This window comes from Streptomyces sp. NPDC020681, from assembly GCF_044334895.1.
Taxonomy (GTDB): domain Bacteria; phylum Actinomycetota; class Actinomycetes; order Streptomycetales; family Streptomycetaceae; genus Streptomyces.
In genome coordinates this window covers 174,896-197,956 of the sequence record NZ_JBIRTX010000002.1, presented here as the reverse complement: position 1 = coordinate 197,956, position 23,061 = coordinate 174,896, and the positions used below count along the sequence as shown (strand labels likewise).

26 protein-coding genes and 1 pseudogene are annotated in these 23,061 nt (G+C 69.5%); 11 read left to right on the top strand and 16 right to left on the bottom strand.

What is annotated here, in order from left to right:
• The first annotated feature begins 1 nt into the window (after nucleotide 1).
• On the top strand, nucleotides 2-514 hold the full coding sequence (locus ACH4YL_RS04420; protein ID WP_398504730.1) for a GbsR/MarR family transcriptional regulator: 513 nt from the start codon (nucleotides 2-4) through the stop codon (nucleotides 512-514).
• 31 nt (nucleotides 515-545) lie between these two features.
• Here ACH4YL_RS04420 and ACH4YL_RS04415 read toward each other — a convergent pair whose 3' ends face one another.
• Nucleotides 546-1,364, bottom strand: coding sequence for a diacylglycerol kinase (locus ACH4YL_RS04415; RefSeq protein ID WP_398504728.1), 819 nt, complete (start codon nucleotides 1,362-1,364; stop codon nucleotides 546-548).
• A gap of 153 nt (nucleotides 1,365-1,517) precedes the next feature.
• On the opposite strand from ACH4YL_RS04415, the gene ACH4YL_RS04410 reads away from it, so the two are divergent.
• Nucleotides 1,518-2,804 (top strand): adenylosuccinate synthase, encoded by a 1,287-nt coding sequence (locus tag ACH4YL_RS04410; RefSeq protein ID WP_398504726.1) that lies wholly within the window; start codon nucleotides 1,518-1,520, stop codon nucleotides 2,802-2,804.
• A 45-nt stretch (nucleotides 2,805-2,849) separates the two neighbouring features.
• Here the strand turns inward: ACH4YL_RS04410 and ACH4YL_RS04405 are convergent, their stop codons facing one another.
• Complete coding sequence (locus ACH4YL_RS04405; RefSeq protein ID WP_398504725.1) at nucleotides 2,850-3,686, bottom strand: hypothetical protein; 837 nt, start codon at nucleotides 3,684-3,686, stop codon at nucleotides 2,850-2,852.
• A gap of 86 nt (nucleotides 3,687-3,772) precedes the next feature.
• Here ACH4YL_RS04405 and ACH4YL_RS04400 point away from each other — a divergent pair, with 86 nt between their 5' ends.
• Both ACH4YL_RS04400 and ACH4YL_RS04395 read left to right on the top strand, forming a co-directional pair.
• Nucleotides 3,773-5,446: a serine/threonine-protein kinase gene (locus ACH4YL_RS04400; protein WP_398504723.1), complete on the top strand. Its 1,674-nt coding sequence runs from the start codon at nucleotides 3,773-3,775 to the stop codon at nucleotides 5,444-5,446.
• Nucleotides 5,447-5,600: 154 nt separating this feature from the next.
• Nucleotides 5,601-5,825 (top strand): annotated as a pseudogene (locus tag ACH4YL_RS04395) (DinB family protein); the annotation flags it as partial.
• A 57-nt stretch (nucleotides 5,826-5,882) separates the two neighbouring features.
• Here ACH4YL_RS04395 and ACH4YL_RS04390 read toward each other — a convergent pair.
• The 6 genes from ACH4YL_RS04390 to ACH4YL_RS04365 all read right to left on the bottom strand — a co-directional run bounded on the left by ACH4YL_RS04390 (nucleotide 5,883) and on the right by ACH4YL_RS04365 (nucleotide 10,391).
• Entirely contained in the window at nucleotides 5,883-6,200 is a 318-nt protein-coding gene (locus tag ACH4YL_RS04390) for a hypothetical protein (RefSeq protein ID WP_398504721.1), read from the bottom strand.
• A 58-nt stretch (nucleotides 6,201-6,258) separates the two neighbouring features.
• Nucleotides 6,259-6,609, bottom strand: coding sequence for a hypothetical protein (locus ACH4YL_RS04385; RefSeq protein ID WP_398504719.1), 351 nt, complete (start codon nucleotides 6,607-6,609; stop codon nucleotides 6,259-6,261).
• Nucleotides 6,610-6,797: 188 nt separating this feature from the next.
• Nucleotides 6,798-7,139, bottom strand: coding sequence for a YbaY family lipoprotein (locus tag ACH4YL_RS04380; RefSeq protein ID WP_398504717.1), 342 nt, complete (start codon nucleotides 7,137-7,139; stop codon nucleotides 6,798-6,800).
• A complete protein-coding gene (locus ACH4YL_RS04375; RefSeq protein ID WP_398504716.1) occupies nucleotides 7,136-7,849 on the bottom strand; it encodes a hypothetical protein in 714 nt (237 codons plus the stop codon). Before ACH4YL_RS04375 ends, ACH4YL_RS04380 begins: the two co-directional genes overlap by 4 nt.
• 144 nt (nucleotides 7,850-7,993) lie before the next feature.
• Nucleotides 7,994-8,476 carry a hypothetical protein gene (locus ACH4YL_RS04370; protein ID WP_398504714.1) on the bottom strand — a complete coding sequence of 161 codons (483 nt, stop codon included), beginning with the start codon at nucleotides 8,474-8,476 and terminating at the stop codon, nucleotides 7,994-7,996.
• Between the two features lie 376 nt (nucleotides 8,477-8,852).
• Nucleotides 8,853-10,391: a substrate-binding domain-containing protein gene (locus ACH4YL_RS04365; RefSeq protein ID WP_398504712.1), complete on the bottom strand. Its 1,539-nt coding sequence runs from the start codon at nucleotides 10,389-10,391 to the stop codon at nucleotides 8,853-8,855.
• A 247-nt stretch (nucleotides 10,392-10,638) separates the two neighbouring features.
• Between ACH4YL_RS04365 and ACH4YL_RS04360 the strand changes: the two genes are divergently transcribed.
• The 3 genes from ACH4YL_RS04360 to ACH4YL_RS04350 all read left to right on the top strand — a co-directional run bounded on the left by ACH4YL_RS04360 (nucleotide 10,639) and on the right by ACH4YL_RS04350 (nucleotide 12,590).
• Nucleotides 10,639-11,679, top strand: a complete 1,041-nt coding sequence (locus tag ACH4YL_RS04360) for a glycoside hydrolase family 19 protein (RefSeq protein WP_398504710.1) — start codon at nucleotides 10,639-10,641, stop codon at nucleotides 11,677-11,679.
• A gap of 249 nt (nucleotides 11,680-11,928) precedes the next feature.
• Nucleotides 11,929-12,192, top strand: coding sequence for a hypothetical protein (locus ACH4YL_RS04355; RefSeq protein WP_398504708.1), 264 nt, complete (start codon nucleotides 11,929-11,931; stop codon nucleotides 12,190-12,192).
• A complete protein-coding gene (locus tag ACH4YL_RS04350) occupies nucleotides 12,189-12,590 on the top strand; it encodes a hypothetical protein (RefSeq protein ID WP_398504707.1) in 402 nt (133 codons plus the stop codon). Before ACH4YL_RS04355 ends, ACH4YL_RS04350 begins: the two co-directional genes overlap by 4 nt.
• A gap of 47 nt (nucleotides 12,591-12,637) precedes the next feature.
• Here ACH4YL_RS04350 and ACH4YL_RS04345 read toward each other — a convergent pair whose 3' ends face one another.
• The 3 genes from ACH4YL_RS04345 to ACH4YL_RS04335 are packed head-to-tail and all read right to left on the bottom strand — an operon-like array spanning nucleotide 12,638 to nucleotide 15,089.
• A complete protein-coding gene (locus tag ACH4YL_RS04345; protein WP_398504705.1) occupies nucleotides 12,638-14,005 on the bottom strand; it encodes a cytochrome P450 in 1,368 nt (455 codons plus the stop codon).
• Nucleotides 14,006-14,022: 17 nt separating this feature from the next.
• A complete protein-coding gene (locus ACH4YL_RS04340; RefSeq protein ID WP_398504703.1) occupies nucleotides 14,023-14,256 on the bottom strand; it encodes a DUF397 domain-containing protein in 234 nt (77 codons plus the stop codon).
• On the bottom strand, nucleotides 14,253-15,089 hold the full coding sequence (locus ACH4YL_RS04335; RefSeq protein WP_398504701.1) for a Scr1 family TA system antitoxin-like transcriptional regulator: 837 nt from the start codon (nucleotides 15,087-15,089) through the stop codon (nucleotides 14,253-14,255). The genes ACH4YL_RS04340 and ACH4YL_RS04335 overlap by 4 nt, the downstream gene beginning before the upstream one ends.
• 229 nt (nucleotides 15,090-15,318) lie before the next feature.
• Between ACH4YL_RS04335 and ACH4YL_RS04330 the strand changes: the two genes are divergently transcribed.
• A complete protein-coding gene (locus ACH4YL_RS04330; protein ID WP_398504700.1) occupies nucleotides 15,319-15,654 on the top strand; it encodes a hypothetical protein in 336 nt (111 codons plus the stop codon).
• Nucleotides 15,655-15,657: 3 nt separating this feature from the next.
• On the opposite strand, the gene ACH4YL_RS04325 is transcribed toward ACH4YL_RS04330, so the two are convergent.
• Nucleotides 15,658-17,298: a serine/threonine-protein kinase gene (locus ACH4YL_RS04325; protein WP_398504698.1), complete on the bottom strand. Its 1,641-nt coding sequence runs from the start codon at nucleotides 17,296-17,298 to the stop codon at nucleotides 15,658-15,660.
• 144 nt (nucleotides 17,299-17,442) lie between these two features.
• Between ACH4YL_RS04325 and ACH4YL_RS04320 the strand changes: the two genes are divergently transcribed.
• Entirely contained in the window at nucleotides 17,443-17,931 is a 489-nt protein-coding gene (locus ACH4YL_RS04320; protein ID WP_398504696.1) for a VOC family protein, read from the top strand.
• Here ACH4YL_RS04320 and ACH4YL_RS04315 read toward each other — a convergent pair.
• Together ACH4YL_RS04315 and ACH4YL_RS04310 are read right to left on the bottom strand one after the other, a co-directional pair.
• The gene (locus ACH4YL_RS04315) at nucleotides 17,897-18,364 is read right to left on the bottom strand and encodes a MarR family winged helix-turn-helix transcriptional regulator (protein WP_398504694.1); all 468 of its coding nucleotides are present in this window, start codon (nucleotides 18,362-18,364) and stop codon (nucleotides 17,897-17,899) included. The two genes, ACH4YL_RS04320 and ACH4YL_RS04315, sit on opposite strands and share 35 nt — an antisense overlap.
• The gene (locus ACH4YL_RS04310; RefSeq protein WP_398504692.1) at nucleotides 18,361-18,963 is read right to left on the bottom strand and encodes a type 1 glutamine amidotransferase family protein; all 603 of its coding nucleotides are present in this window, start codon (nucleotides 18,961-18,963) and stop codon (nucleotides 18,361-18,363) included. The genes ACH4YL_RS04315 and ACH4YL_RS04310 overlap by 4 nt, the downstream gene beginning before the upstream one ends.
• Nucleotides 18,964-19,145: 182 nt before the next feature.
• Between ACH4YL_RS04310 and ACH4YL_RS04305 the strand changes: the two genes are divergently transcribed.
• On the top strand, nucleotides 19,146-20,495 hold the full coding sequence (locus ACH4YL_RS04305) for an aspartate aminotransferase family protein (protein ID WP_398504690.1): 1,350 nt from the start codon (nucleotides 19,146-19,148) through the stop codon (nucleotides 20,493-20,495).
• A gap of 53 nt (nucleotides 20,496-20,548) precedes the next feature.
• Here the strand turns inward: ACH4YL_RS04305 and ACH4YL_RS04300 are convergent, their stop codons facing one another.
• The gene (locus ACH4YL_RS04300) at nucleotides 20,549-21,487 is read right to left on the bottom strand and encodes an NADP-dependent oxidoreductase (RefSeq protein ID WP_398504688.1); all 939 of its coding nucleotides are present in this window, start codon (nucleotides 21,485-21,487) and stop codon (nucleotides 20,549-20,551) included.
• 121 nt (nucleotides 21,488-21,608) lie between these two features.
• Between ACH4YL_RS04300 and ACH4YL_RS04295 the strand changes: the two genes are divergently transcribed.
• Entirely contained in the window at nucleotides 21,609-22,604 is a 996-nt protein-coding gene (locus ACH4YL_RS04295; RefSeq protein WP_398504686.1) for a GlxA family transcriptional regulator, read from the top strand.
• Here ACH4YL_RS04295 and ACH4YL_RS04290 read toward each other — a convergent pair.
• Nucleotides 22,593-23,027, bottom strand: a complete 435-nt coding sequence (locus ACH4YL_RS04290; RefSeq protein ID WP_398504684.1) for a hypothetical protein — start codon at nucleotides 23,025-23,027, stop codon at nucleotides 22,593-22,595. The genes ACH4YL_RS04295 and ACH4YL_RS04290 overlap by 12 nt on opposite strands.
• Nucleotides 23,028-23,061 lie beyond the last annotated feature (34 nt).

Genomic DNA, 23,061 nt, shown 5'->3' with positions numbered 1-23,061 from the left:
GATGACGGAGATGGCCGAGAAGGCGAGCGGCGGCGCGGCGAGGGACGACGAGGCGGTCTCGCGGTTCGTGGAGCGCTTTGCCGCGCAGCTCGTCGAAGCCGGTATGACGCGCATGCCCGCGCGGGTGTTCGCGGCCCTGCTCGCCTCCGACTCCGGAGCGCTGACCTCCGCCGAACTCGGCGAACAGCTCCAGGTCAGCCCGGCCGCGGTCTCCGGCGCCGTGCGTTACCTGTCCCAGCAGCACATGGTCTCGCGCGAGCGCGAGCCCGGTTCGCGCCGGGAGCGCTATCGCGTGCACAGCAACCAGTGGTACGAGGCGCTGACCAATCGCGACGCGATCATCAAGCGCTGGGGCGACGCTCTGCGCGAGGGCGTCGTGACCCTCGGACCGGAGACTCCGGCGGGCCGGCGGCTGGCGGAGACGGTCGCGTTCTTCGAGTTCATCCAGGGTGAACTGGCCGCGATGATGGTCCGCTGGACGACCCACCGCGAAAAGCTCTTCGGCCCCGGCTGACCCCCGGGCCGGTGGCCGGGCCGCCGCCTTGCTAGCCGCCCGAGGCCACCCCTCCCGTGGCCGGCAACGTCAGGCCCCACGCACCCGGCCGCAGCGTCCAGGTCCTCGTGTGGACCGGGCCCGTGATCTGTGTGTCCGCGCGGTAGCGGAAGTCCGGGCCCGAGACCGTGACCGTGAGGGCCTTGGCCGTCAGCGGGCTCGCCGAGGCGCCCGGATGGACCGTGACCTCCGCGCGGCCCCCGTCCGCCCGGACCGTCACGCCCTCCACCACCCGGTCCAGGTCGGCGAGCAGCACTCCGTCCGCCTCCACCCGCAGCCGGTGCGTACGGATCACCGCAGGCGGGACCGGGCGGACCAGCGTGCGGACCAGCGAGCGGCAGGTGTCCCACACCGACGTGCCCGCGTGGCCGTTCGCCGGCAGCGGAGTCGCCGGGATCGACAGATCTCCCAGCACCACTCCGTCGCTCTCGTCCTCCAGCAGATCGAGTCGGCGTACGACCCCGTCCAGCACCGCCCGCGCCGCCGCGACCGCGCCGCGCGGCACGCCGAGCGAGTGCGCGAGGTCCACCGACGGCCCCACCGGCACCAGCCCCAGCGCGCCGTCCCCGAGCCACCGGTCCCGGTGCAGCAGCATCACCGCACGCAGCAGCGCCCGGTCGTCGCCGACCACAACCGGCCGCCGCGAGCCCCTGCGGGCCAGCGCCCGGGCAAATTCCTCGGGTCCCTCCGGAAGACAGATTTTCGCCTCCGACCCGCCGCACAGCACATCTTTCGCGATCCGCACGGACTCGCCGTCACTTCGGCGGGCGACCGGGTCGATGACCACCAGCAGCTGGTCGTGAGCCGACACCTCGGTCCTTCCTCGGGTAGCATCTTTGTGCAAGAGCCCCTTGCGCTATTGCGCCAGGGGCTTCGTCTATTCCGGGGCACCCGGTCCGCAGACTCAGGCACGGCAGACGCCCCCTGACCTTGGACATGCCCCGCCCGGAAGGGGTGTACGCCTGTGCCCGCACTTGTGCTGCTCGGTGCTCAGTGGGGTGACGAGGGCAAGGGAAAGGCCACCGACCTCCTCGGTGGATCCGTGGATTATGTGGTGCGCTATCAGGGCGGCAACAACGCCGGCCACACGGTCGTCGTCGGCGACCAGAAGTATGCGCTCCACCTCCTCCCTTCCGGAATCCTCTCGCCGGGATGTATCCCGGTCATCGGCAACGGCGTGGTGGTCGACCCGGCCGTCCTGCTCTCCGAGCTGAGCGGGCTCAACGAGCGGGGTGTGGACACGTCCAAGCTGCTGATCAGCGGAAACGCCCACTTGATCACCCCGTACAACGTCACCCTCGACAAGGTGACGGAACGGTTCCTCGGCAAGCGGAAGATCGGCACCACCGGCCGCGGCATCGGGCCGACCTACGCCGACAAGATCAACCGCGTCGGCATCCGCGTCCAGGACCTCTACGACGAGTCGATCCTGGAGCAGAAGGTCGAGGCGGCGCTGGAGTCCAAGAACCAGCTGCTCGCCAAGGTCTACAACCGCCGCGCCATCGAGGCCGGCAAGATCGTCGAGGAGATGCTCCAGTACGCGGAGCAGATCAAGCCGTTCGTCGCCGACACCACGCTGATCCTGAACAACGCGATCGACGAGGGCAAGGTCGTCCTCTTCGAGGGCGGCCAGGGCACGCTCCTCGACGTCGACCACGGCACCTATCCGTTCGTGACGTCGTCGAACCCGACCGCCGGCGGCGCCTGCACCGGCGCGGGCGTCGGCCCGACGAAGATCAGCCGGGTCATCGGCATTCTCAAGGCGTACACGACGCGCGTCGGCGCCGGCCCGTTCCCCACGGAGCTGTTCGACGAGGACGGCGAGGCGCTGCGCCGCATCGGCGGCGAGCGTGGCGTGACCACCGGCCGCGACCGCCGCTGCGGCTGGTTCGACGCGGTCATCGCGCGGTACGCGACCCGGGTCAACGGCCTGACGGACTTCTTCCTCACCAAGCTGGACGTGCTGACCGGCTGGGAGCAGATCCCGGTCTGCGTCGCGTACGAGATCGACGGCAGGCGGGTCGAGGAGCTGCCGTACTCGCAGACCGACTTCCACCACGCGAAGCCGGTCTACGAGATGCTGCCGGGCTGGTCGGAGGACATCACCAAGGCGAAGACCTTCGCGGACCTGCCGAAGAACGCGCAGGACTATGTGAAGACGCTGGAGGAGATGTCGGGAGCGCCGATCTCGGCGATCGGCGTCGGCCCGGGCCGTACGGAGACGATCGAGATCAACTCGTTCCTGGACTGACCCACGTTGTGGGCGCGGCGGCCTTTTATCGGGTGCCGCGCCCGCTCAGGGGTGCTCGAAGGCCTGTAGTACGCCGCCGACGGCAAAGCACACCGCGCCCGTGAGGGTCCCCCAGCTGCCCACTTCGGCGCTCACCGGATTGCCTGTTCCCGGCACGGTGAAGTCCGCCAGTGCCGAGACCATGAAGAGCACGGACCCCAGCTGGTTGACGGCCACGATCCACCAGCCGAGGTCGTGCACGCGCAGGCGTACCCGTCCGTGGTTCACCTCTGCCAGGGCCAGCTGACCGGAGATCAGGAAGAGCACGCAGCCGACGACGTCGGGCGCCCAGACCAGCCGGTTCGTCTGCTGGGAGGTCAGCCCCTGAAGGAACGAGTCGAGCAGGTTGACGCCGAACACGAGCGTCCCGGCGAACAGCAGGAACGTGCCGACCCAGTCGATCCGCATCGGTTCGTAGCTCCACCACCGCCACGGGACGGGCTCCAGCGTGTCGGAACCGCCGCGCCGGCGAGGCGCGTTGATGGCCTGGAGCAGGGAGGCGTAGCCGCCGGTGTTGAAGAACAGCCCTCCCGCGAAGTAGATCGACACGCCTGCCGTCGGACTGCTCGACGTGAGAGCGAACGCGGCGCCGAGCGCGAACAGCGTGCCGCCGGTCGTGAACGCCACGGCGGCGACGGTGTTGAGCCTCGCCAGCCGCCGCAGGGACTCCCGGTCCGCCGGATGCCGGACGGCCTCGGCGTCCTCCTCGGCCCGCACGGTGAGCGCGCCCAGCTTGCGGACCGCGCGCGACTCCCAGACCGCGATCCCGCCGTCGGCATTGCGCCAGGTCAGCTTGGTGGTGAACGGCCCGGCGCCTTCGGCGAGCTCCTCGGTGCGATCCACGCGCGCCAGCGTAGGACGCGCGGGCCGGGAACCCAGGGAGGTACCTGCGCTGGGCCGTGTCAGCGGCGCCTCGTAGGCTCCCGCCCATGAGCGACGGGGAATCCGGCAGACGGGTCATCGACGGGCGCTTCGAGCTGGAGGCGCGGCTCGGTGGCGGCGGTATGGGCATGGTGTGGCGAGCGCGCGATCTGGTGCTGGACCGGGCCGTGGCTCTCAAGGAGGTGCGGCCGCCCGATCCCGGGCTCGCCGAGTACGACCCGCAGGCCGCGGCGATGCTGCGGGCCAGAGTGCTGCGGGAGGCGCAGGCGCTCGCCCGCGTCGAGCATCCCAACGTGGTGACCATCCACCACGTGGTGGACGGCGGCGAGCACACCTACCCGTGGCTCGTCATGGAGCTGGTGACCGGCGGATCGCTCCAGGACCGCCTGGAGAAGGGGCCGATGGCGCCCGACGAGGCTGCCAGGATCGGGCGCGACGTGCTGGCCGCGCTGCGGGCCGCGCACGACGTCGGCATCCAGCACCGCGACGTGAAGCCCGCCAACGTCCTGATGCGGCCCGACGGGCGGCCCGTCCTCACCGACTTCGGCATCGCGGCGATCCGTGAGTCGACCGCGCTGACCGCGACCGGTTCGCTCATCGGCACGCCCGACTACATGGCGCCCGAGCGCATCTCCGGCGAAGACGGCGGCCCGGGTTCGGACCTGTGGTCGCTGGCGATGATGCTGTACGTCGCGGTCGAGGGGCACCATCCGCTGCGCCGGGGGACGACGCTGGCGACCTTGGCCGCCGTCCTCAGGGAGGAGCTTCCGCCTCCTCGCCATGCCGGTGCGCTGGCCGGTGTGCTGGCCGCCGTACTCGTGAAGGACCCGGCCGCGCGGCCGGACCCGGAGACCGTCGACCGGATGCTCGCGCAGGCGGCTCAGGGCAGGTCGACCGCGCCGAGCGGTCCTGCCGGGACCACGTCGTACCCGCTGACACCGCCGCAGGCACCGGCGACCGCGCCGCCCGTTCCGGCCGGGTTCGGCCCTGCGACGCCCTACACGTCGACGCCGTACCCGACGCCGTACCCGGCGGGCCCTACGCGGCAGACGCCGTCTCCCGGCCCGGCTCGGCGCAAGGCCGCGATTGCGGCGGCCGTGCTCGGGATGGTGCTGACCGGCGTCCTGGTGTGGACCCTGCTGCCGGACGGCGGTAAGAAGGGCGGCGACGCGGCGTCGAACTCACCGACTGGCTCCTCGTCCACCGGCTCGCAGACGTCGGCTCCGACCCCGACACCGACTCCCACGCCGTCGAAGACGGTGGCCAAGGGAGACCTGCTGACACCGGACGGCATCCGCGCGGCCATCAAGGAACTGAAGGCGGAGACAGGCACCGACCAGGTGGGCCGCTTCGTCGTGTACCCGGAGTACATCTCCGCCGAAGTGATGGTCAAGGGCAGCAGGACGAAGTACGACAGCTACAGCTACCGGGTCGGCCAGGGCGTCACGCAGGACTCGATGAAGGGCACGCTGTCGGGAGGCGATCTCCCGGTCAGCATGGACGCCTTCGACTGGGACGTCCTGCCCGCCTTGCTGACCAAGGCGGAGAAGGAACTGAACGTGAAGAAGCCGACCACGCGCTACCTCGTGATCCGGCAGCCCAACGACGTGTTCGACACTCCGGCGGGTATCGGCGTCTACATCGGCGACGAGTACGACTCCGGCTACCTGGACGCCGACCCCAAGGGCAAGGTGACCCGGGTCATGCCGGCCGAGGGCTGAACGCAGCCTGAGGTGTTCATCGCGGTCGGCGCTGCCGCCCGGCTGATCGGGCGAGCCTTTCGCGACGGAGCCTCCGCCCTGCCGGACCACACGGTCAACCAATACAGCGGGACCGTCTACGTGCAGCACACCGAGCTGCACACCAAACCCGGGGCTCGAGCGGTTCTGGGCGCTGATCGACCGCTGGCGCGACAGCGTCGCCGCCATCACCGACGAGCAGCTCGACACGGTCGGCTTCTCGCAGTACCCGTACGGCTCCGACCCCGACGAGCCATTCATCGCCGTGCTGTCGGGGGCCAACCTCGAACTCATCCACCACATGGCCGAGATCGCGTTGCTCCGCGACCTATGGCGGGCCCGCTTCACCACTCCCGGGTAGGCCCGGGCACGCCGCGCGGGTGTTCAGTGCCGCTTGCTCCGTGGGTGCGGGCCTGCGCTACATCAAGGCCGCGCCGCACGGGCTCTCTGCGAAAGCCTTTCCACCGATGACGCCGTAACAGGCTTCGAACCCGTCCACGTCAATGATCTCCACCCAGTCGCCGGACCCGGCGTCCGCACGGACACCGGGCTTCCTGGCTCCGTCGCGGGAAACGTACTTGTGGACAGGGCCCTTGAGGGGCTCGGCTCCTGCTGCACGAGCCGTGATCAGCGCGATTTCGGCGAGTCGGCTGCGGATTTCCTCCGACAGGCGGGTCAGGCGCTGGATGTCCTCGGTCGCGACCTCAGGGCTACGTGCTTCGGCTTTGGTTGTCACGGTGTTCCCTCCGCTCTCTGGCTATGGATTGCTGATCCTGGACTCGACGGCTGGTCGACTAGATCTCGCAACTGATGTCGACTTCGACAGTGCCGTTGGAATCGACAACGACGTCGATGCTGCAGTCGATTTCAAGGGTCGAAGGTTGGACGGCCATGGGTGTTCCGTCGGTGAGGCCCTGGCTCAGGATTGCCTTCCAGCGGAATTCGTCCGCCGGGTCCGACGCCACCCCGAGAAGCCGCTGCCGCTGCTTCTCATTGAGCTGGAAGAACTCCTCCGCGAACGCCAGGAGACCGCGGGTCTGCACGATCTCAATCGCCCTCTGGCGCTCTTTCTCGTCCTGCTTCAGCCGGTCGACGAGCTCGGCGAAGCTCTGCGTGGTAAGGACAGGCTTGGTGTACGTGGCCATGGTGTCTCCTCAAGCCCCTCGGAGTCGGGTGCGAGCGCGCACAGCGGCATACGTCTGACGTGACGGGAATGCCGGTGCAGTTGAATTCGGCAACCAGTGGGCCGAATGTCCCTCAATGCCCCTCAGCCACCGTACGGGCAACTCGCCCTCGCCGCACGACGGAAGCCACCGCGCCCTCACAGGCCATGTCACACGACCGTCACGGGGGCGATCAATCCCTCCGTTGACCCCGCCGCGACCGGGGTGGCCTGCGTACTGAGCAGGTCCCCCGCTCCCACCTTTCCCGTCCCGGTGACGTCGACGTGGACGCGGAGCCCGTAGGAGGCGGTGGGGTCGAGATCGGGCACCTCCACGCTGAAGGCGACACGGCCGCCCGGAGCCAACGGGACGTCCCACTGGACCTGCTCCCCCACCACTTTCGAGGGTGCGTCGGCCCGGGACACGTCGCGGACCTCCACAAGAATTCGGGCGGCCGGGCCTGTTGGTGTGTCCGGTGGCAGGGTCACGTAACCCGCGACGGTACGGGTCATGCCGCCCGGCCCGTCAGGGAACGCACCGCCGCCGACTCCGGCTCCCGCCCGTCGAGCCGCGACAGGAGCGAGGCGACTTCCTCGGTGATGGGCAGTCCCGTCCGCTCCTCCACGAACAGCCACTGTCCGGCGGGGTTGACTTCGAAGAACACGTACTCCCCGTCGGGGCGCCGGCGCAGATCAATGGCGCCGTACACCAAGCCGAGGCTGCGCATGAACCGCAGCAGCGAGTCGGTGAGGGCGGCAGGGAGGGTCACCGGCCGTACGGGTGCTTCGTGGACGACCATCCGCATGTCCACCGGGTAGCTGGTCTCCGAGGAGTCGATCTCGGCAGCGAAGACACGGTCGCCCACGACCGTCACCCGCAGATCGGCCCCCGGCACGAACTCCTGGAAGATCACCGGGGCGTAGCGCACGGCGCCCAGGGATGCCAGGTCCTCCGTGCGGACGAGCCGGGTCTCCCGCCAGGCGTCGGGGGAAGCGATGAACGCCTTGAAGACGGTGCGGCCGACGCCCGTCTCCTGGATGAACCGGCGGGCGATCTCTGTCCGGTTGGTGACCAGGGTCCGCGGCAGGGTGAGCCCGATGCGGCGCGCCATCTCCCACTGGTAGGGCTTGTGGTGGGCGATCCAGTCGAGGGCGGGCGGATTGACCCATGTGCAGTCGGGCGAGTGGAACAGGCCGTTCAGCGCCTGTCCTGTCTCGCTCAACGCGAAGTTCTGGTCCCGGGAGGTGCCCAGCGCGGGTCAACGGTGAAGGGGCGCACGCCATCTGATCGACGCCTACGAGAACGGCGGTGCCTCCCGATGACCGGCACCGGCGCCCCACCCGGGGCGGGGCGACGGTGAGTCAGGTCAGCAGACGCCCGCTGGGTAGTAGTCGTGATGCTTGGAAGTGCTGCGCTGCTGGAGGAACTCCACCCAAAGGTCTGCGTAGACCGTGGTGCGGCCGCAAATCACGATACGTCCCCATTGTCCGAAGCAAACCGCCTCGCGGCCCGAATTCAGGGTAGAACCGTTGCAGCCGACGCGCCCGTCCTTGGTGAAGTTATCGTTCAGCGTGGCGTGGATATAGACCGGACCAATGTCCCGGTTGGACACGATAACGGCCGGCCAAGCATGAGTGCTACCAGGCCCGTCGAACACGAGGCAGGGCTGGAAGTAGACATCGTATTCCCCATGTTTCTTGGTGGTATGGCACTTCCACAGGCTGTTTGTGTTCACCGGGCTGTTCCAGTTCACGTTGTTGTAGGCCGAAGCCGGCCCACTGGCGAACACCGTTGCTCCGATCGCTGCCGCAGCCACCATGAGTGCCCGACCGACACGTCGCATGCGCATGTAACCCCTCCCAGTTCGCTGATCCACGGTGCGCGGTGATTCGTTTCCCCTAGCCAGGCGCACACGAGCGGCGTGATCATATACACCAGGACCAGCCGAGCGGCAGGTTTTAGCCGCTCCTGCCAGCGCACCAGCAGCACAAGCAGCGCCGCACGGTCAGCCAGTCGGCTCGGGCCATACGTCCGGGCCGCCACCCCGCCACTCGATCAGGTCCGGATCATCGATCGCAGTATCGACCTCGGGCAGCTACGCGCGGCGCAAGTACTCCAGCAGATCGGACAGGTTGTACGCAGTGCCCACCGCCTCGCCACGGATCGTCACCCCGCATGCCGCCGTCCGGCGACAACGAGTGAACGACCACAGGCGCTCCATTCAGTCAGCCCTCGCCGCAGATCCTCAAGCCCTTCGGGGTCTGGCACGGCAAGTGCCCGTGCGTCGTCATCACGTCCTGGCCGCTGCCCTGCCGCATGTAGCCGAGGAAGCTCGACGCCAGTGAGTTCAGCGGCGGTTGGCCGTACGTGTACGCGTACTCGATGCCTCGGTACGGGTACGTGCTCTCGCCGATGTCGTCGACCGACGGGGCCGCTCCGTCGATGCTCAGGCGGTGCAGGCCCTTCAGACCCGAGCCTGCCCGCAGTTCGCTGTAGCCGAGCGCTCCGGGCAGCCGTGCCACCGTGCTCAGCACCTGTTCCGTGCTGTCGAGTTCGCAGCGGACGACCTTCGCCTCGCCGTCGTCCTTGTGCTCGCAGTCGCGCGAGGAGTTCGCGGGCTCGTTCCGCAGCAGCACCTGGCGCTGGAAGACCTCGCGCGTGCCGGAGTTGGCGTCCCGGCTGATCAGCAGGACCGGGAGGTTGGGACCGCCGAGCTGGTTCCAGTTGTTGATCTCGCCGCGGTAGAGCCGGTGTATGTCCGCGGTCTTCAGGTTCTTCACCGGCACCTTGTCGTTGACGACAAGGGCGAAGACGGAGACGGCGATGCGGTTCTCGCGCAGCAGCGGGAAGCCGCCGGGCTTGGGTCCGTCGGCGAACGCGATCAGCGCGGGTGAGCCCTTGCCGTCGTCCGCGTCAGCGTTCTCGCCGGCGTTCGCGAGCTCTCTTATGCCCGCGGTGCTGCCGTGTGCGTCGACGATGACGGTGGCGCCGTCGCAGTCCTTCTCGTACTTCTTCGCCAGCTCCTTCACGACCGGCGCGAAGGCCGTCGAACCGGTCAGCGTGAGCGTGCCCCTGGCGCACCCTATGGGCGGCCGGGTGTCGTCCCGTACGACGATGATCGTGGAGAGCGTGACGACACAGACGGTCAGCAGCACGGTGATCCAGCGGGCCGCGCGGCTGAACAGCGGAGGCTTGTCGTCCGGCGTGATGGCACGGTTCGGCATCACCTCGCCGTCCCGTATGCCGCCGGTGACCTTGACCTCACCGCCCACCGGCCCGCCGCTGAGAAGCACCAGGAGTTTGAAGTGATGGCCGGTGTTGAGCGGGACGCGCGGGATGTGGATGGTGCTGCCGGTGTGCCGCATGCCGGCGGCCGGCGTGAAGTGGTCCATCAGATGCTCGGCGCCCGGCGGCTGAGTGACGGCGATGCCTCGTACGGTCCGTCCGACGAACTCCGCGGTCAGGCCGTGGACTTCACGTCCGGTGTAGTCGTCGCCCGCGATGCTCTGCGAGCCGTCGTTCTCGACGCGCAGCAGTACGAGCGTGGCGTCGGACATCTCCGGAGCCTCATTGAACAGCCCGAGCCGGAAGTTGGGCCGCCCGGCGCGGACGTCGCTGCCGATGGGAGTGTCCAACTGGACGCGGTATCCGATGCGTTTACGCCGCGGTACCCGGCGCTCGTACCAGAGCACGGCCACGGAGGCCAGGATGCCGAGCACGGCGGTGAGCACGGCCACGATGTTTTCGGCGCTGACCCATTCCACGGCGGCCAAGGTAAGCGGGTTTCCCTTCGGGGGCGCGGAGTTGGGGCTTTCCGCCGCTCAACGTTCGCCGGTTATTCAGCACTTGACGAGGTCGGTGAAGGACCGGCCGGGCACTCCGTGGCGGTATCGCGTAACGGTACTTGGTCTAGACCTTGACAGGTCTAGGCCAATCCCGCTTCCGTGAGGGGGCTACGACCCCCACGGAAGGACGGGCACCATGCTGAGACGGGCAACAACCCTGAGACGTATGACCACTCTGCTCGCCGCACTCGCGATGGCCATCGGGCTGGCCGTCTTAATCCCCGGCACCGCACGGGCCGCCGACTGCGCGACCGCGTGGAACTCCTCGTCCGTCTATACGGGCGGCATGACGGCCTCGTACAACGGCCACAACTGGTCGGCGAAGTGGTGGACCCAGAACGAGACCCCTGGTTCCTCCGACGTCTGGGCCGACCAAGGCGGCTGCAGCGGCGGTTCGACCCCTGGCCCCGGCACCTGCAACCACCCGAACTGGGCCGCGGGCACGCAGTACCGGACCGGCGACATCGTGAAGTACACCGACGGCAAGTACTACATCGCCGAGCACGACAACCCGGGTTACGACCCGACGATCAGCACCTGGTACTGGAACCCGCACACCTGCAGCGGCGGCGGAGACCCGAACCCGTCCGGCTTTGTGGTGAGCGAGTCGCAGTTCAACCAGATGTTCCCGAGCCGGAATTCGTTCTACACGTACAGCGGGCTGACCGCGGCGCTGAGCGCGTACCCGGGCTTCGCGAACACCGGCAGTGACACGGTCAAGAAGCAGGAGGCCGCGGCCTTCCTCGCCAACGTCAGCCACGAGACGGGCGGTCTGGTCCACGTCGTGGAGCAGAACACGGCGAACTACCCGCACTACTGCGACTGGAGCCAGCCCTACGGCTGCCCGGCCGGTCAGGCCGCGTACTACGGCCGCGGGCCCATCCAGCTCAGCTGGAACTTCAACTACAAGGCCGCCGGCGACGCCCTCGGCATCGACCTGCTCAACAACCCCTGGCGAGTCGAGCAGGACGCGGCCGTGGCCTGGAAGACCGGCCTCTGGTACTGGAACACCCAAAACGGCCCCGGCACCATGACCCCGCACAACGCCATGGTCAACCAGGCCGGCTTCGGCCAGACCATCCGCTCCATCAACGGCTCACTCGAATGCGACGGCAAGAACCCGGCACAGGTACAGAGCCGCGTGAACAACTACACCCGCTTCACCCAGATCCTCGGCGTCCCGACAGGCGCCAACCTGTACTGCTGACACCACCACCGGGGCGGGCGAACCGCCTTGCGCGGTGAAGGGGCGGTCGCGTGTCACGCGACCGCCCGCTGCCGTGAACGCGCGGGTATGACTGTGGCGCTCACCCTGGAGGGTGAACCCTCTCGATCCACTCAGTGAGTGAACCGCGGTACTGGCATAGTCAGTTGGCACATCCCCCCAACGGAAGAAGGTCGTTGTGACCACCAGTTAGACCGGCCCGACGTGGTATACCGCAGGTATACTGCCGTCATGGCTGACACCACCGTCAAGGTTGACCCCGCTGTCCGTGACCGGCTCATGGTGCTCGCTCGCGAGCGAGGAATGACGATGCGCGATCTGCTCGCGGAGCTGGCTGAGGCCACCCCGACCAAGGAAGAGCTCCGGAAGCGATACGAGGAGACCAAGGCCTACTGCGAGACGCACTTCGGCGTGACGCTCACGGACGAGGACCACGACAGGGCCGAGAAGGTCTGGCAGGAGCTTGAGGCCGGTCGGCCCGTGGACAGCCTGTGAGCGGATCCACCGCGGTGATCTACGACGAGACCGCACTCCTTGCCCTGGGCTCGGGAAACCGGCTGGCCTCGCAGTTCATGGCCAACACCGAGCACGGCCCGACCCGGCACGTGTACGTTCCGGCGCTCTGCCTGACGGCGGCCGACGGCATGCGCAAGGGCCTCGCGGAGCATGTAGGCGCGCTGCCGGCCGCCGAGATCGTGGAACTCGACTTCTCAGGGGTGTGCGCGGTCGGCGCTCTGATCCGTGACGGGGTCGAGTGGCGCCTCGGTCACGCAGTCCATTTGTCCCGCCCGACCCTGGACTGGCCGGATGGCCGTCCCGTGGTGACGGTGGAACCCGAGCTGTACGCGGACATGCCACTGGTGCGGACGATCAGGCTGCCCGAACAGCGCTGAACGAACGGCGCGGGGCCCGGATCGCGCCCGGGCCCCGCGCCCCCGCGTCACGCAGGATCGTCCACCCGCCGCACCACGCACCTCGTCGGACCCGCCGCCCTGAGCGTGATTCCCGTGTCGACCGGGACCTCGACGTCCACCGCCGTCAGCTCGTACTCCCGCAGGACCATCCCGAGCGCCAGCACCGACTCCAGCATCGAGAAGTGCTGGCCGATGCACGCCCGCGGGCCGCCGCCGAACGGGAACCACGCATACCGCGGGCGTTCCTTCTCCCGTTCCGGTGTGAAGCGTTCCGGGTCGAAGCGCTCCGGGTCGTCCCAGTACGCCGGATGCCGGTGCGTCACCCACGGCGCGACGATCACGTCCGCGCCCGCCGGGATCGTGTGCCCGCCGACCTCCGCCGCGGCGACCGCGCGGCGGCCGATGACCGGGCCCGCCGGATAGAGCCGCATCGCCTCTTTCAGCACCTGCGTCAGATACGGCAGCGCATCGAGGTCCGCGGCCTCCGGAGACCGGTCGGCCAGTACGCGTACGGCCTCCTCCCGCGCCCGCGTCTGCTGTTCCGGATGCCGGGCCAGCAGATGCAGCGCGAACGCCAGTGAGGTCGCCGTCGTCTCGTGCCCGGCCAGCAGGAACACCAGTACCTGGTCCCGTATCTCGGACGCGTCCAGGCTCCGGTCCTCCGCGCTGTCGGCCTGCGAGAGGAGCGTCAGCAGATCCTCGCCCTTCGCCGACTCGCCCTCCGCGCGCCGCTGTTCAATGATCCGGTCGCACACCGCGTACAGCTCCTGCGTCGCGGCGGCGGCCCGCCGGTTGGCCGGTGTCGGCCAGCTGCGCGGGAGGTTGGCGGGGGAGAAGCCGCGGCTGAGCGCGTAGCTCCCGATGACCGGGAAGCAGCGCTCCACGACGTCGACGGCGGCCTCGACGTCCGTACCGAACAGGATGCGGGCGACGGCCCGCAGCGTGAGCCGCGTCGTCTCGTTGACCACGTCGACGGTGGCGTGCGGGGCCTCGGCCCAGGTCGACAGCATCGCCGCGGTCTCGGCGGTGACGGCCTCGGCGTACCCGTCGACCCGTCGGCGTGTGAACAGCGGCTGCACCAGTCGCCGCTGCCGGAGGTAGTCGTCGTCCTGGCTGGTCAGCAGACCGTTGCCGAACGACTCCCGGACCTCTTGGTAAAAGGCGTTGTCCTTGCGGAAGTTGGCGGATTCCGTCGCCAGGATCTGCTGAGCTCCGTCTGCGGAGAACACCGCGTACAGCTCGGTCCGCAGTCCGGGCGGGCCGGCGGTGATGCGGACGATGTCGCCGTGCTCGCGATGTGCGTTGAGGAAGGTGCCGAGAGAGTCCCGCTTCAGCTCGAACATCGAGCCAAGTAACGGGAGACCTGCGGGACCCGGTACGTCAGTGATCGTCATGGCGCCTCCGGAGTACGTCAGTGGGCCCAGGCGAGGAAGTCCGTCCAGGCGGCGGAGTCGACGGTGAAGGTCGGGCCGTCGGGGTTCTTGGAGTCGCGTACGTGGACGGTGTGCGGGCAGAGGGCGACCTCGATGCACTGGCCGCCAGCGTCGCTGCTGTACGAGGACTTGTGCCAGTCGAAGGCCACTTCGATGCAGTCGCCGCCGCTGGGGCTGCTGTAGCTGGACTTGAACCACCGAAGGGTGCTCATTGCTGATCTCCTGCCAACCGCTCGATGAGGCCCAGCGATTCACGAGGACCCAGGGCCTGTGCCCGGATCTTCGCATATCGCTGGGCATATGTACTCACCTTTCCTGGGTCCTTGATCAGCAGGCTTTCGTCCTGTGGCTCCAGGTAGATCAGGTGGTCGTGCTCCGGCGTTTCCACCAGGTTCAACTCGCCGTGAGCACCCGCGCATTCGCCTGCCAGCCCACAGTCCAGGGGCAGCACCTGAAGCGTGACATTGCGCCGTTTCGCGCACTCGGCGAGGTGCTGCAGTTGCTCGCGCATGATCTCCCCGCTGCCGATCGGGCGGCGCAGTACGGACTCGTCCAGCACCAGTTCGATCAGCGCCACCGGCTCACGGTCGAAGAGCGCCTTGCGGGACATCCTGACCTCGACCAACTCTTCAACCCGTTGCTCCGAGAGCGGCGGATACCCGCCACCGATCAGCGCCCGCGCATACGCCTCCGTCTGGAACAGGCCATGCACCACGAGCGTGGCGTACAGGTGCAGCGCCAGCACCCGCTGCTCCAGTAAGGCGTAGTCCTTGAACTGCGCGGGCAGCTTGTCCAGCCGCACAAACTCCCGCGCCTGCTCGAAGACCCCCATCCCCTCCCCGAGCACCCTCTCCAGCGCCACCAGCATCTCGTCGCTCGCGGGCTGCGCACACGTCTCCATCGCGCTCACCGCCGCCCCGGAGAACCCGATTTCCGCGCCCAATTGGTCCTGCGTCCACTGCCTCCGGAGGCGGCAGTCCCGGGCTACTCGGGCCACCAGCCGCGTCGCCGGACCCGCCGTTTCCTTGTTTTCCGCACGTGCCATGAGCGATCACCATTTCGACTCAACCGGACTCAACCGGTCTCAACCAGTCCCCGCCGAATTCGACCCACGATCAAGGGAGTCCGCGCAGGTCAACCCCTACGCGACGCCCTCACCGCAGCCATGGAAAACGCTAGCCAGGCTCACCCAGACTGTCCTTGTGGATACGCAAAGTCGCCAACTAAACCTCGATTGGATTCCGGCTTCCGGATTCCAACTCCGTAAGGCGGGCGTGCAATTCGACGCCGTACGCGTCGACGACGAAGACGGCCGCCGGCTCGCGGACCTCATGGAGCGCATGACGACAGGCGATCCCGGCCCCGTCGTCATCGAGGCGTACGGACGGCGGTCCGTCTACTTCCTCGTCCCGCCGGGCAGCACGTCCCACCGTCCCTGGCCGCGCGGAGTCACCCGCCTCAATTCGGGCCCGTCACACGTGAGCTTCGTCCCGATCCCGGCCCTCCGCGGCCGCACCTGGCCGCTGTCCTGGCGGTTTCCGCCGACCGGCCCGGACCGGTTCGTGCACCCGCTGCTCCTGCGCAACGCCGTGTCCGCGCTGCTCGGCTGAGCCTCAGCTCGTCTTCGTGTACGTGAGCGGCGCGCCGCCCGAGCCCACCAGTTCGCGGACGATCGTCGAGCCGTCCGGCATGTCCAGCCGGCTCCACTGACCCGGCGAGCACTTCGTCGCGTCGCCGAACGTGACCTGGGTCGGGCCGAGTTCGAGCGGTGGGCCCGAGGCGCGGAGCGTGGCCGACCAGCGGCAGTCGTAGTTCGGGCCGATGCCGGAGAGCGTCATGACCTGGTCGCCGGTCGTGCCCTGGGTGATCGTCATGACGCGCGTGTTCGTGCCGTCGGCGGTGTCGAACGTGGACTTCCAGGTGCCGACGTACGCCTCCGGGACGCCGCCGGAATCCGGTGACGGCGTGGTCGACGGCGTCTGAGAAGCCGACGGCGTCGTCGGAGACGAGGACTTGGGGCCCGGCGTGCCGTCCGCGGTCACCGACGGCGACGGTGACGACGAGGACTTCTTGTCGTCGTCGCCGCCCATGAAGGCATAGACCGAGCCGCCCGCGGCGACCGCGACCAGCAGCGCGACCGCGACCAGTGCGATCGTGCCGCGGTTGCTGCTCTGTGGCTCGGGCTGAGGCTGGTAGGGCGCGATCGAGTACGGGGCCGGCGGGGTCTGGTGGTACGGCTGCTGCGGGTAGCCGTACGACGGCGGCGGCGGTGGTGGCATCAGCGCCGGAGGCGGGGTCGGCGAGGGAGCCGTCACCGTGTGGGGCTGGTCCTGGAGCGGGGCGGGGCGCGCGGCCGGCTGTTCGACCTCCAGCAGCTGGACGGCATGGCGGCCGAGCTGGGCGATCAGCGCACCCGGCAGCCAGGGCTCGTCGCTAGGGTCCACCGCCGTGCGCTCCAGGATCTGCGTGAGCGTCGGCCGTTCGTCGGGGTCCTTCTGGAGACAGTCCCGTACGAGATGGGCCATCTCCTGCGGGACGTCCGTCAGATCCGGCTCCTCCTGCGCGATGCGGAACATCAGCGCGTGCACGCCGCTGTCCGCCGAGCCGAACGGGTAGCGGCCGGTCGACGCGTACGCGAGGACCGAGCCGAGGCAGAAGATGTCGCACGCCGCAGTGACCCGGTCGCCGCGCACCTGCTCGGGGGCCATGAAGCCCGGTGAGCCGACGAGCGCGCCGGTGCGCGTGAGTCCGCCGTCGGTGACCGTCTCCAGCGCGCGGGCTATGCCGAAGTCGATGACGCGCGGGCCGTCGATGGTGATCAGGATGTTCGACGGCTTGAGGTCACGGTGGATCAGATCGGCCGCGTGGATGTTCTGCAGCGCGTGCGCGAGGCCGGAGGCGAGGATGCGGACCGAGCGCTCGGGCAGCGGGCCGTGGTCGCCGGAGACGACGCTGTGCAGCGCCGGGCCCGCGATGTAGCCGGTGGCGACCCAGGGCACCGGCGCCTCGGTGTCGGCGTCGAGTACCGGCGCGGTCCACTGGCCGCCGACCCGCAGCGCGGCGCGCACCTCCTGGCGGAAGCGGTTGCGGAACTCCTCCTGCTCGGCGAGCTGATGGCGCACCAGCTTGACGGCGACCGTGCGGCCGCGGTCGTTGCGTGCGAGATAGACCTGGCCCATGCCGCCCGCGCCGAGCCGGGCCAGCAGGCGGTACTCGCCTATGTGCCGTGGGTCCCCTGGTGCAAGCTGCTCCATCGCCGCTCGTCCCTCCCCCGAAATGTTCCTGCGGACGGACCGAGGATAGCGACGGCCATGTAGGCCAAGTTCTGGCCTATTCGCCCTCTACGGTCGGTTCCACCGAAGACGAACTCGTACCAACTCGTACGCGAGGAGACTGTCATGGGCGTCAAGCCGGTTCCCGAGGGCTACACCTCCGTCACGCCGTGGATCATCGGCTCGGACACGGCTGGTGTCATCGAGTTCCTGAAGGCCGCCTTCGAGGCGGTCGAACTGGGCCGGATGACCGGCCCGGACGGCCGGATCGGCCATGCGGAGGTACGGATCGGGAACGCGATCGTCATGCTCTTCGACGCGCCGGACGCCGACTGGCCGCCGACCCCGGCCTTCCTGCGGCTGTACGTGGAGGACGCGGAGGCCGTGCACCGCATGGCGGTGGAGGCGGGCGGTCAGTCGGTGACCGAGGTGACGCATCTGTTCTTCGGTGACCGGGTGGGGCGCGTGCGGGATCCGTTCGGGAACCTGTACTGGATCCAGACGCACATCGAGGACGTGAGCGAGGAGGAGATGGAGCGCCGGCTCTCCGACCCCGTCTTCGCCAAGGCGATGGACTACGTCACGGGTGCGGACTTTCATCCCGGCCGGAGCTGATCGCGTCCAGCGCCTTGGAGAGCTGCTCCAGGATCCGCACGGTCTCGGCGAACTGGTCGTGGCCCAGAGCCTCGACGAGGCGGGCCGCGAAGTCCGCGTGACCGGGCACGATGCGCTCGATGGCGGCCCGGCCCTCGTCGGTGGGGCGCAGCAGCTTGGCGCGGCGGTGTGCCGGATTGGGCTCGTACGCCGCCAGGCCCCGCTCGACGAGCAGATCGGCGATCCGCTGCACGCTCTGCCGGGTGATGCCCATGTCACGGGCGATCCCGGCGACGGGCAGCGGCTCGCGCAGTACGGCGCCGAGGACCTGCCACCAGGCGGCGGTCAGGCCGGCGGGCTTGGCCAACTCCTCGGAGACGGCGAGGAACTGGCCGTTCAGCCGGAAGACGCTCAGGGCCGTGCGGCTGAGCAGGTCCTGTTCGGTGCGCGTCATGACTCGGCGTTCAGGATCTCGAAGGCGGACGCGTCCGAGTCGTGGAAGAGGCGGTACCAGGCGTCCAGCTTCTCGCCCTCGTACACGCCGAGCTTCGCGAAGACCTCGCGCGCGAAGGCGACCGGCTCGGTCGGGCCCGCGGTGATCAGATCGCCGTCGGTGACGGCGTCGGCCTCGCGGTAGCGCTCGCCGCCCTTGTAGCCGGTGGCGGCCAGATAGAACGAGACCGCGCTGGTGTGGTCGCGGTCGTCGAGCAGCCCCTCGCGGGCGATCCCGGCGGTCGCTCCGCAGATGGCGGCGACCGGCACACCCGCGTCGAGGAAGGTCCGCGCCTTGGCGGCGAACGGCGCGAGATCGTCGCCGGCGTCCCAGAGGTTCGCGCCGGTGAGGATCAGCAGTGCCGAGTCCTCCTGGTCGAGGTCGGCGAGCGCGAGATCGGGCTGGATGCGGACGCCGCCCATGGTGGTGACAGGGTCGGTGGTGGGACCGACGGTGCGGACGTCGAACCCGTTCTGCCGGAGATGGGCGGTGGTGTGGCCCGTCTCCCAGTCGGCGAAGGTGTCGTAGACCGCGAGGTGGACGGTACGGGTGCTGTTCATCGTGTCCTCCTGGTGTGGCGCTCCCTGGCTGATGACAGCAGCCTGTCATATCGACAGGATGCTGTCAATGGCGCCGCAGGGTCCAGGTGCGGGCCGGCCGCGACACACTGCCCAAGAACGTGGCCGAGGCCATACAGGATGGCCATGTCGCCTCCCACCTGCGTCTCCTTACGCTGGCCCGCATGACCCCTCATCCCCAGACCGGCGCCGAGGTCAAGGCCGCCGACCGCGCCCATGTCTTCCACTCCTGGTCCGCGCAGGGCCTGATCGATCCGCTCGCCGTCGCCGGCGCCGAGGGTTCGTACTTCTGGGACTACGACGGCAACCGCTACCTCGACTTCACCAGCGGCCTCGTCTACACCAACATCGGGTACCAGCACCCGAAGGTCGTCGCCGCGATCCAGGAGCAGGCGGGACGCCTGACGACCTTCGCGCCCGCGTTCGCCGTCGAGGCGCGCTCCGAGGCCGCACGCCTCATCGCCGAGCGCACGCCCGGCGACCTGGACAAGATCTTCTTCACGAACGGCGGCGCGGAGGCCGTCGAGAACGCCGTACGGATGGCCCGGCTGCACACCGGCCGTCCGAAGGTGCTCTCGGCGTACCGCTCGTACCACGGCGGCACGGCGACGGCGATCAACATGACCGGCGACCCGCGGCGCTGGCCCTCCGACAACGGCACGTCGGGTGTCGTGCACTTCTGGGGCCCGTTCCTCTACCGCTCGCCGTTCTACTCGTCGAACGAGGCGGAGGAGTGCGCGCGGGCCCTGACGCACCTCGAGGACACCATCGCCTTCGAGGGGCCGGCGACGATCGCCGCGATCGTGCTGGAGACGATCCCGGGCACCGCGGGCATCATGACGCCGCCGCCGGGCTATCTCGCGGGCGTCCGCGAGATCTGCGACCGCTACGGCATCGTGTTCGTCCTGGACGAGGTGATGGCGGGCTTCGGGCGTACGGGCAAGTGGTTCGCGGCCGACCACTTCGACGTGGTGCCGGACCTGCTGACCTTCGCGAAGGGCGTCAACTCCGGGTACGTACCGCTCGGCGGCGTCGCGATCTCCGCGGAGATCGCCGCGACCTTCGAGACCCGGCCGTACCCCGGCGGACTGACGTACTCCGGCCACCCGCTCGCCTGCGCCGCCGCGGTCGCGACGATTCAGGTCATGGAGGAGGAGCGGGTCGTCGAGCAGGCGGCGCACATCGGCGAGACGGTGCTGGGGCCGGGCCTGCGGGAGCTGGCGGAACGGCACCCGAGCGTGGGCGAGGTGCGTGGCACGGGCGTGTTCTGGGCGCTGGACCTGGTCCGGGACAAGGAGACCCGCGAGCCGCTGGTGCCGTACAACGCGAGCGGCGCGGCGGCCGCGCCGATGGCCGCGTTCGCGGCGGCGTGCAAGCAGAACGGCCTGTGGCCCTTCGTGAACATGAACCGCACGCATGCGGTGCCGCCGTGCAATGTGAGCGAGGCGGAGGCCAAGGAGGGCCTTGCGGCGCTGGACGCGGCGCTGGCGGTCGCGGACGAGCACACGGTCTGACCAGTACGGGAAGGGCCCGTCACGCATGCGCGTGGCGGGCCCTCGCCATTTCCTCACGCGGCGACCGAGAGGACGATCTTGCCCTTCGTCCGGCCCGACTCGCCCAACTCATGTGCCTTCGACGCCTGTTCCAGCGGCAGCACCGTCTCGACCTCGACCCGCAGCTCTCCCGCCTCGATCAGCGCCGCGATCTCCTTCAGGCCGCCGTTGTCCGGCTCGACGATGGTGAACCCGGCCCGCAGGCCCTGCCGTTCGGCGATTGCCGCCAGCGGGGCCTCCGCCGGTGAGGCGAGCGAGACGACGATGCCGCCGGGACGCAGCGTCTTGAGCGAGCGCGGGCCGTAGTCGCCGCCGATGGTGTCGAGGACGACGTCGATGTCCTGGGCCGCCGTGACGAAGTCCGTACGGGTGTAGTCGATGACCTCGTCCGCGCCGAGCCCGCGGACGAACGCGTGCTTCGGCCCGCTCGCCGTGCCGATCACATACCCGCCGCGGGCCTTGGCGATCTGGACCGCGAGATGACCGACGCCGCCTGCCGCCGCGTGGACCAGGACGCGCTGACCGGGGCGTACGTCCGCGGTGTCGACCAGCGACTGCCAGGCGGTGAGGGCGGCGATCGGCAGCGCGGCGGCCTCGACATGCGGGAGACCGGCGGGCTTGCGGGCCAGATGGCGGGCCGGAGAGGTCATGAACTCGGCGTACGCACCGGCCGGTTCGGGCAGCCGCGGCATGCCGAAGACCTCGTCGCCAGGCCGGTACATCGTCACGCCGAGTCCCACCTCCTCGACCACGCCGGACACGTCCCAGCCGAGCGGGATGGGCTGTCCCGGGTTCAGCAGGCCGCCGCTCGCGCGATGCCACCAGTCCGTCGGGTTGACGCCCGCCGCGTGGACGCGGACCAGGACCTCCGAGGGGCCGGGCTGCGGGCGGTCGATCTCGACGATCTTCAGGACCTCGGGTCCGCCGAGGGTGTCCTGGCCGATGGCGCGCATGCGTGATGCTCCTTTGTGCGGCGGCAGTTCGCCGTGGTGTGTCTCCGTGTCGTCTCCACCCTGCGCGACACGGAGAAGATCATCGAGTGGCCTGATGGCCATGGTGTGCAAGGATCTGGCCATGAGCTTCGCGCACTCTCTCCACCGCGTGGTCGTACTCGCCCTCGACGGCGTCTATCCCTTCGAGATGAGCATCCCGGTCCGGATCTTCGGCACCGCGGAAGGGCCCGGCGGCCGGCGGCTCTACGAGGTCATCACGTGCAGCATCGACGGCGGCCCCGTTCGTACCAGCGCCGACTTCTCCGTCACCGTCGCGCACCGCGCCGCCGACGTGATCGCGAGCGCGGACACCCTGGTGATCCCGCCGTTCGACTGCGGCCCGGACGAGCGGCGCGACTGGCTGCCGGAACCGCTCGCCGACGCGCTCGCGCGGCTGCGGCCGGGCACCCGCACCGTGTCGATCTGCACCGCGTCGTACGTACTCGCCGCCGCCGGTCTCCTCGACGGCCGCCCGGCGACCACGCACTGGAACGAAGCCGCCGCCTTCCAGCGGAAGTTCCCGCGGATCAAGGTCGATGCGGGCGTGCTGTTCGTGGACGACGGCGACGTCCTCACGGCGGCGGGCGTGGCGGCCGGTGTCGACCTGTGCCTGCATCTCGTACGCCGGGACCACGGCAGCGAGATCGCGAACAAGGTGGCGCGGCTGTGTGTCGTACCGCCCTGGCGGGAGGGCGGACAGGCGCAGTTCATCGAACGCCCGGTGCCGGAGCCCGAAGCGGCGACGACATCCGCGACGCGCGAGTGGGCGCTCGAACGGCTCCAACGGCCGCTCACGCTCGCGGAGTTGGCGGCGCACGCCCGGATGAGCGTCCGCACGTTCTCCCGCCGGTTCCGCGACGAGGTGGGCATGACGCCCGGCCAGTGGCTGACCCAGCAACGCGTCGAGCACGCACGCAGGTTGCTGGAGACGACGGACTGGCCGGTGGACCGGGTGGCGGGTGAGGCGGGCTTCGGCACGGCCGCGTCCTTGCGGCTGCGGATGTCGGCGGCGATGGGAGTGTCGCCGATGGCGTACCGGCAGACCTTCCGTTCCTCTTCGGCCGCCCTAGGTGCCTGAAAGAGGCTCGACCTCCAGGAAACGCCGCTTCCGCGGGCCCCGGTACAGCAGCGCCTCCCAGCCCGCCGTCTCCAGCGCCGAGGCGCACTCCGACAGCCGCCGCTCCTCCTCCTGCGCCGCGCCGCTGCCCGTGGGGCCCAGCCAGTCGACGCGGACCATGCCGGGCGATTCCGAGAGGCGTACGCGGAAACCCGTCACCGTTCGGGTTCCCGAGGCCTCCACTGCGGACGGTGGAACACCGGCCGCCTCCAGTGCCAGCGCCACCGCGCGCACCATCTGGTTGAGCTCCCAGGAGGCCGGGCCGCGCGAGCCGGTGACGCGGCGGATCTGGAGCAGGCCCTCGTACGCCGCCCGCACCTCCGCGGCCCGCCGCTCGGCAGGCACGGATACCGGCGGACCGTCACCCGTCGCGACCTCGAACACGTCCCTCACCGTACCGGCGTACGGCGCAACGTTC